General features: G+C 66.8%; 1 protein-coding gene. It reads left to right on the forward strand.

Annotated elements, in window-relative coordinates:
- The coding region (locus tag ADL29_RS11790; RefSeq protein ID WP_157878461.1) for a hypothetical protein at positions 1–331 on the forward strand (331 nt) is incomplete at both ends.

Raw genomic sequence — 331 nt, forward strand, 5'->3', positions numbered from 1 at the left:
ACACGAAGGTTGCCGTCGACACGACATCGGCGATGCAGCGGGCGAAAGCCCTGCGTGAGTACTTAAAGAAGATCCCCGATGAGGTCGTCAACATTGCGATGCGGGTCACCGGGCAACGCAACGCGTCCGCTGCCGCTGCGGCGATCCGGAAGCAGTACGCAAACCGGTGGGGCAACGTTTACCACGCCGAGGATGGCCTGCTCAGGCAGGCGAACGCGTGGGGCCCGGGGGACACCATGTACGCCTGGCGGGAGCCGGCCACCGGTGGCGAGGCGTTCGTGCCCAAGAACGGCGACGCCGGGCGGTCGCTGGGGATCCTTGACACTGCTGC

It is taken from the genome of Streptomyces chattanoogensis, from assembly GCF_001294335.1.
Lineage (GTDB): Bacteria > Actinomycetota > Actinomycetes > Streptomycetales > Streptomycetaceae > Streptomyces > Streptomyces chattanoogensis.